Origin of the sequence: Phenylobacterium sp. CCH9-H3, assembly GCF_001557235.1 — a bacterium.
GTDB lineage: Bacteria > Pseudomonadota > Alphaproteobacteria > Caulobacterales > Caulobacteraceae > Phenylobacterium.
The window spans coordinates 1-5328 of the sequence record NZ_LSJI01000036.1; the positions used below are offsets into that span (position 1 = coordinate 1).

Below are 5328 nucleotides of genomic sequence, written 5' to 3' on the forward strand. Positions count from 1 at the left end.
GAGGCCGACCGCCGCGTGGCGGTGCTGGTCGACCGGGTAGCGCGGCAGGTCCAGTTTCGGTAGCGGATCCGCCGCCTTCCGCCCCCGCATGTCCACGTCCTGCACCGCCGTGACCTCTGGCCCGAGGAAAGCGCCGGCAAGCTGGCCGGCGGTCTGGTCGTCGCCTCCGCCGTTCTGCCGCAGGTCCAGGATCAGCCCGTCGGTCTCGGCCAGCAGGGCGAAGGCCGCCTTCAGTTTCGGCCCAGCCAGGTCCCACGGGTAGAAGCTGGTCAGCCGAAGATAGCCGACGTTCCCCTCCAGCACGCGCACCTCGCGGACCCCGGCGTTGACCTTGCGGCTCTCGGCCCGCCAGGCGGTGAGCCAGTCGTCGCCGGTGTCTTCGCCGCCCGGGCGTTCGAAATGGAAGTGGCCGTCATAGACGTCGAGGTCGCGGTTGAAGCGGGCCATGAACGCATCGCGGTCCTGGCAGACGTCGCCGTATCGTCCCGCCCGGGCCCACGCCCGGACGTCCGCCGCGATCTGACTGGCCACGCGCACGTCGAGGTAGGTGCGGCCGATCACCTCGGCGGCGCTGTTGAGGGCGCGGGTCTGTTCGGGGCAGCCGGCGCCGATCGCGGCGGCAAGCAGTACGCTGGAGATCATGAGGCGAAACCCGGTTGGATATATAACAGCGCTAATATATTATCCCCCGACATGACAAGGGCCGACTCCAGCCTGGGCACGCTTCTCCGCAACCTGATCGACGCCCTGGACGGCGACGTCGAGCGTGCCTACGCGGCGGCAGGGCTCGACTTCCGTCCGCGGTTCACGCCGGTGGTCCGGCTGCTGGCGGCGGAAGGGGCTTTGCGCATCAAGGACTTGGCGGCCCGCGTGGGCCTCAGCCATTCCGCCCTCAGCCAGACGGTGGGCCAGCTCGTCGCCCAGGGTTGGGTGCGGCTGGAGCCGGGCGCCGACGGCCGCGAGCGGGTGGCCCGCCTGACCCCGCGCGCCCTCGGCGCCCTGCCCGACCTGCAGCGCTGCTGGGCCGCCACCGCCGAGGCGGCCGCCTCTCTGGACGCCGAGCTCGGTCTCGACCTGGAAGACGTGGCCCGCGGCGCCCTGGCCGCTCTCCAGCGCCGATCCTTCCGGTCTCGCATTGAAGAGGCCCGAGCCTCTACGGCCTGAGGACTGCGTCCAGCAGGCCGGGGAACCGCGCCTCGACCTCGTCCCGCCGCAGCCGGTTCATGTGCGTCGTGCGCTCGCCACGGGTTTCCACCAGGCCGCTGTCCCGCAGCACCCGGAAGTGGTGGGACATGGTCGATTTCGGCCGGTCGCCGTCCAGGGCGGCGCACGTCTGTTCGCCGTTCCGCGCCAGCGACCGCACCACCTCCAGGCGCACGGGATCGCTCAGCGCATGCAGCATGCGCGTGAGCTCGAACGCCTCCGGCGGCGGGTGATGAAAGCGGCTCATCCCTTGCGTCCTCGTTCCGGCGTCCCATCTACCGTTTGTTCGATTATTTTCGAATAAGCAAACAACAGACGAGAGATAAGCACGATGGCGGCCCTTTTCGACCCCTTCACGCTGAAGGACGTGACCCTTCGGAACCGCATCATGGTCTCGCCCATGTGCCAGTACTCGGCCGAGGACGGCCGGATCAACGACTGGCACTTCGCCCACCTGGCCGGCCTGGCCCGAGGCGGCGCGGGCCTGGTGGTGGCCGAGGCCGCCGCCGTCTCGCCGGAAGGCCGCATCACCCCCGCCGACGCCGGCATCTGGACCGACGCGCAGGCCGCGCTCTGGGCCCGGGCGGTCAAGCTCGTCGAGGCCGGCGGCGCCGTGCCCGGCATCCAGATCGCCCACGCCGGCCGCAAGGCCAACGCCAATCGCCCCTGGGAAGGCGACGACCACATCCCCCTCGACGATCCGCGCGCCTGGGAGACCCTGGCGCCATCCCCGGTCGCCCAGGGCGGCGGCCTCTGGCGCGTGCCGCGGGAGATGACCCTGGCCGACATCGCCCGGGTGCAGGCCGACTTCGTGGCGGCCGCCGCCCGCGCCCGGAACGCCGGCTTCCGCTGGCTGGAGCTGCACTTGGCCCACGGCTACCTGGCCCAGAGCTTCTTTTCCCGGCACGCGAACCGGCGCACCGACCAGTACGGCGGCGATTTCGAGAACCGCATCCGCTTCGCCCTGGAGACCGTGCGGGCCGTCCGCGAGGTCTGGCCGGCGAACCTGCCGCTCACCGCCCGCCTGGGCCTGATCGAGTTCGCGCCCGGCGACGATCTGGAGGAGTCGCTGGAATACGTCCGCCGCCTGAAGGCCGAGGGTCTCGATCTCGTGGACGTCAGCATCGGCTTCACCGCCCCGGACGCCGCCATCCCCTGGGGCCCCGGCTTCCTGGCGCCGCTGTCGGGCCAGGTCCGCGCGGCGGCCGCCATCCCCACCGCGACCAGCTGGTACATCAGCGAGCCGCAGCAGGCCGAGGCTATCGTCGCGTCCGGCCAGGCCGATCTGGTCGCGCTCGGCCGCCCGCTGCTGGAAGACCCGCACTGGCCCTATCGCGCCGCCCGCGAGCTGGGGGTCGAGAAGGCCGCCTGGACCACCCTGCCGGCGCCCTACGCCCACTGGCTGGACCGCTATCGCCCCGCCCGCGACCCCGTCGCCCAGCCGGCGGACGTGGCCGCCTAGCGAGGCCGCTCGCGATTGCGGCGCGCCGGGATCCCGTTCTAAGCCGGACGGGCCAAACCGGAGCGCCGCATGACCGACCCCATCGCCCCCACCCTCCAGGCCACCCTGGGCCAGATCGAGGTCGTCAGCTGCCAGGACGGGCGGGCGGTGATCGCCTACGAGGTCGGGCCGCACATGTGCCACTCCGGCGGGGTGGCCCAGGGCGGCTTCGTCTGCGGCTGGATCGACGCGGCTATGGCGCACGCCTCCCTGTCCCTGGCGCCCGACGTGACGCCCATGTCGCTCGAGCTGAAGGTCAGCTACTTCGCCCCCGCCCGCCCGGGCCGGGTCACCGCCGAGGGATGGATCGAACGGCGCGGCCGCGCGACCTGCTTCGCGGAAGGGCGCCTCCTCGACCCCGCAGGCAATGTCCTGGCCAAGGCCAGCTCGACCATCCGCCTCATCCCCACCGCCGCCGTGGAAGCCAGCGCCCGCCGCGACCTGGGCCAGGCTGGGTAGGCGGCGCGCGGCGAGATTGACTTTCCCCGCCCGACCCGGCGCAATGGCGGGGAATGTTCACGCGCCCCGCATTTCGCCGGTTCCGCTGCCACGGCGGCACGCTCCTGGCAGGCTCCTAGCCCCGGGCCGACTCGCGCGCTGCGCCAGGTCCGGGGCGCAGCGACCACTCTATTCCCCATGTCCTGACGGACTGCGGCCGAGCCTCGGCGCGCGTCCGTCCGGCGTTTCCCAAGGATTTTCCCATGACCACCACCACCGCCCGCGCGCCTGCGCGCCCGCCCATCACCCTGAGCGAAACCGACGCCGAGCGGCTGACCGCCCTGGCCCTCCAGGCCGAGGACCGGACGCCCGAGCTCGCCGGCCTCCTGCTCGCCGAACTGGAGCGCGCCCGGATCCGGCCCGACGGCAAGACCGCGCCCGACGTGGTGGGCGTCGGCTCGAGCGTGGAGTTCGTCGATGAGGCCCACGGCGAGCCTCGCACCGTCCAGCTGGTCTGGCCAGGCGAGGCCGACATCGCCGCCGGCAAGGTCTCGGTTCTCACTCACGTGGGCGCCGGGCTGCTGGGCCTGTCGGCGGGCCAGTCGATCCTCTGGCCCGACCGCGACGGCCGCAAACGCGCCCTGCGGATCGTCAGCGTCCGCAGGGGCTGACCAGCCGCCAAAGGACCCAAGTTGCCTGCGCCGCGTTCCGGTGCGAACCGCAGCCAACAACCGGACCGATCATGGGCGAGCAGAACCGCAGAGCCGTCGAAGTGGAACCCCCGGCGGCCGGCGCCGCGCCGCAGCGCCCGCCGCACACGACGTCGCCCGCCCGGCAGGATGGTCCCCCGCCGGGCGCGCTCGGCCCCGAGGCTGACGAGCGCCAGACGCTGCGCCAGGCGCCGCCCACCGCCTCGCCGGGCGAGAGCGCCGAGGGCGACAGCATCGGCTGAAGCCCCGCCGGCGGCTCAGTCTTCCAGCGTGTAGCCGAGCTTCAGGGTCACCTGGAAATGGGCCACCTGCCCGTCCTCCACGTGGCCGCGCATCTGGGTCACCTCGAACCAGCGGATGTGCCGGCGGTTCTCGCTTGCCTTGCCGATCGCGGTGCGGATCGCATCGTCGATGGACGTCTTCGACGAGCCGACGATCTCGCTGACCCCATAGGTATTGTCTTCACTCATGCTGCCTCCGGCTCCTTTGGTGAAGCCTTGGAGCGCGCGCCGCCCCTGTCGGTTCCAGGGCGATGCGATGGCCGCACCGCGAAGCTGCGCCCTCGGCCAGGGGCGACCACCTCGTGCGTCAGGGCGGCCCGTCCCGCGCGTAGGCGTCATCGATGTCTGCCGACGACGGCTTGAATGACGCTACGGCGCACGTTCCGATAGGGCGGACAGACTGGGACCCGGCGGGGGCTCCCGCTCAACGCCAGAGGCTTACATGCAATTTGACGACGTCGTCCTCGGTCGCCGCAGCATTCGCGGCTACAAGCCCGACCCAGTTCCCCGCGAGCTGATCGAGGAGATCCTCACCCTGGCCATGCGGGCGCCCTCGTCCATGAATGTCCAGCCCTGGAACTTCTACGTCGTCACCGGCGAGCCGCTGGATCGCATCCGCGCCGGCAACACCGAGCGCAACCTCGCCGGCGTGCCCCACTCGCGCGAGTTCCGCGTCGGAAACGGTCGCGGCTTCGAAGGCAAGCACCGCGACCGGCAGGTCGGCGTGGCCAAGCAACTGTTCGGCGCCATGGGCATCGCCCGCGACGACAAGGAAGGCCGCCAGGACTGGGTGCTGCGGGGCTTCCGCCAGTTCGACGCCCCCGTCTGCATCATCGTCACCTTCGACAAGGAGCTGCAAGGCATGGACGATGCGCCCTTCGACTGCGGCGCCGTGGCCACCGCCCTCGTCAACGCCGCCTGGTCCCGCGGCCTGGGCGCCGTGATCAACAGCCAGGGCATCATGCAGTCGCCCGTGGTGCGCGAGCACGCCGGCGTCGCCGACGACCAGGTGATCATGAAGAGCATCGCCCTCGGCTGGCCGGACGAGACCTTCCCCGCCAACGCCGTCGTCTCCGAACGCAAGCCGGTCAAGGAAGCCGCCGTCTTCGTCGGCTTCGACGACTAGGGCGCCTCCCCCAGTTCCTCCCCAGTTCCTCCCCCCTCTGGGGAGGAACTGGGGAGGAACTGGGGGAGG

9 protein-coding genes are annotated in these 5328 nt (G+C 71.7%); 6 read left to right on the forward strand and 3 right to left on the reverse strand.

What is annotated here, in order from left to right:
- On the reverse strand, positions 1-642 hold a 642-nt coding region (locus AX721_RS02890), incomplete at its 3' end, for a S41 family peptidase (protein WP_068874504.1).
- A 51-nt stretch (positions 643-693) separates the two neighbouring features.
- On the opposite strand from AX721_RS02890, the gene AX721_RS02895 reads away from it, so the two are divergent.
- On the forward strand, positions 694-1164 hold the full coding sequence (locus AX721_RS02895) for a MarR family winged helix-turn-helix transcriptional regulator (RefSeq protein ID WP_068874508.1): 471 nt from the start codon (positions 694-696) through the stop codon (positions 1162-1164).
- Here the strand turns inward: AX721_RS02895 and AX721_RS02900 are convergent.
- Positions 1154-1450 (reverse strand): helix-turn-helix transcriptional regulator, encoded by a 297-nt coding sequence (locus tag AX721_RS02900; RefSeq protein ID WP_068874512.1) that lies wholly within the window; start codon positions 1448-1450, stop codon positions 1154-1156. The genes AX721_RS02895 and AX721_RS02900 overlap by 11 nt on opposite strands.
- 84 nt (positions 1451-1534) lie before the next feature.
- Between AX721_RS02900 and AX721_RS02905 the strand changes: the two genes are divergently transcribed.
- The 4 genes from AX721_RS02905 to AX721_RS02920 all read left to right on the forward strand — a co-directional run bounded on the left by AX721_RS02905 (position 1535) and on the right by AX721_RS02920 (position 4094).
- The gene (locus tag AX721_RS02905) at positions 1535-2665 is read left to right on the forward strand and encodes an NADH:flavin oxidoreductase/NADH oxidase (protein WP_068874516.1); all 1131 of its coding nucleotides are present in this window, start codon (positions 1535-1537) and stop codon (positions 2663-2665) included.
- A gap of 69 nt (positions 2666-2734) precedes the next feature.
- Positions 2735-3163, forward strand: a complete 429-nt coding sequence (locus AX721_RS02910; RefSeq protein WP_068874518.1) for a PaaI family thioesterase — start codon at positions 2735-2737, stop codon at positions 3161-3163.
- A gap of 242 nt (positions 3164-3405) precedes the next feature.
- Entirely contained in the window at positions 3406-3813 is a 408-nt protein-coding gene (gene rnk / locus AX721_RS02915; RefSeq protein WP_068874519.1) for a nucleoside diphosphate kinase regulator, read from the forward strand.
- Between the two features lie 71 nt (positions 3814-3884).
- The gene (locus tag AX721_RS02920) at positions 3885-4094 is read left to right on the forward strand and encodes a hypothetical protein (protein ID WP_068874521.1); all 210 of its coding nucleotides are present in this window, start codon (positions 3885-3887) and stop codon (positions 4092-4094) included.
- Between the two features lie 15 nt (positions 4095-4109).
- On the opposite strand, the gene AX721_RS02925 is transcribed toward AX721_RS02920, so the two are convergent.
- A complete protein-coding gene (locus AX721_RS02925; protein WP_068874522.1) occupies positions 4110-4322 on the reverse strand; it encodes a dodecin in 213 nt (70 codons plus the stop codon).
- Positions 4323-4575: 253 nt separating this feature from the next.
- On the opposite strand from AX721_RS02925, the gene AX721_RS02930 reads away from it, so the two are divergent.
- On the forward strand, positions 4576-5259 hold the full coding sequence (locus tag AX721_RS02930; RefSeq protein WP_068874523.1) for a nitroreductase: 684 nt from the start codon (positions 4576-4578) through the stop codon (positions 5257-5259).
- Positions 5260-5328: the final 69 nt, after the last annotated feature.

Bases quoted from the DNA above. Each gene is read 5' to 3' on its own strand.
- AX721_RS02895 (WP_068874508.1), top strand. From the start codon at position 694: ATGACAAGGGCCGACTCCAGCCTGGGCACGCTTCTCCGCAACCTGATC.
- AX721_RS02900 (WP_068874512.1), bottom strand. From the start codon at position 1,450: ATGAGCCGCTTTCATCACCCGCCGCCGGAGGCGTTCGAGCTCACGCGC.
- AX721_RS02905 (WP_068874516.1), top strand. From the start codon at position 1,535: ATGGCGGCCCTTTTCGACCCCTTCACGCTGAAGGACGTGACCCTTCGG.
- AX721_RS02910 (WP_068874518.1), top strand. From the start codon at position 2,735: ATGACCGACCCCATCGCCCCCACCCTCCAGGCCACCCTGGGCCAGATC.
- rnk (WP_068874519.1), top strand. From the start codon at position 3,406: ATGACCACCACCACCGCCCGCGCGCCTGCGCGCCCGCCCATCACCCTG.
- AX721_RS02920 (WP_068874521.1), top strand. From the start codon at position 3,885: ATGGGCGAGCAGAACCGCAGAGCCGTCGAAGTGGAACCCCCGGCGGCC.
- AX721_RS02925 (WP_068874522.1), bottom strand. From the start codon at position 4,322: ATGAGTGAAGACAATACCTATGGGGTCAGCGAGATCGTCGGCTCGTCG.
- AX721_RS02930 (WP_068874523.1), top strand. From the start codon at position 4,576: ATGCAATTTGACGACGTCGTCCTCGGTCGCCGCAGCATTCGCGGCTAC.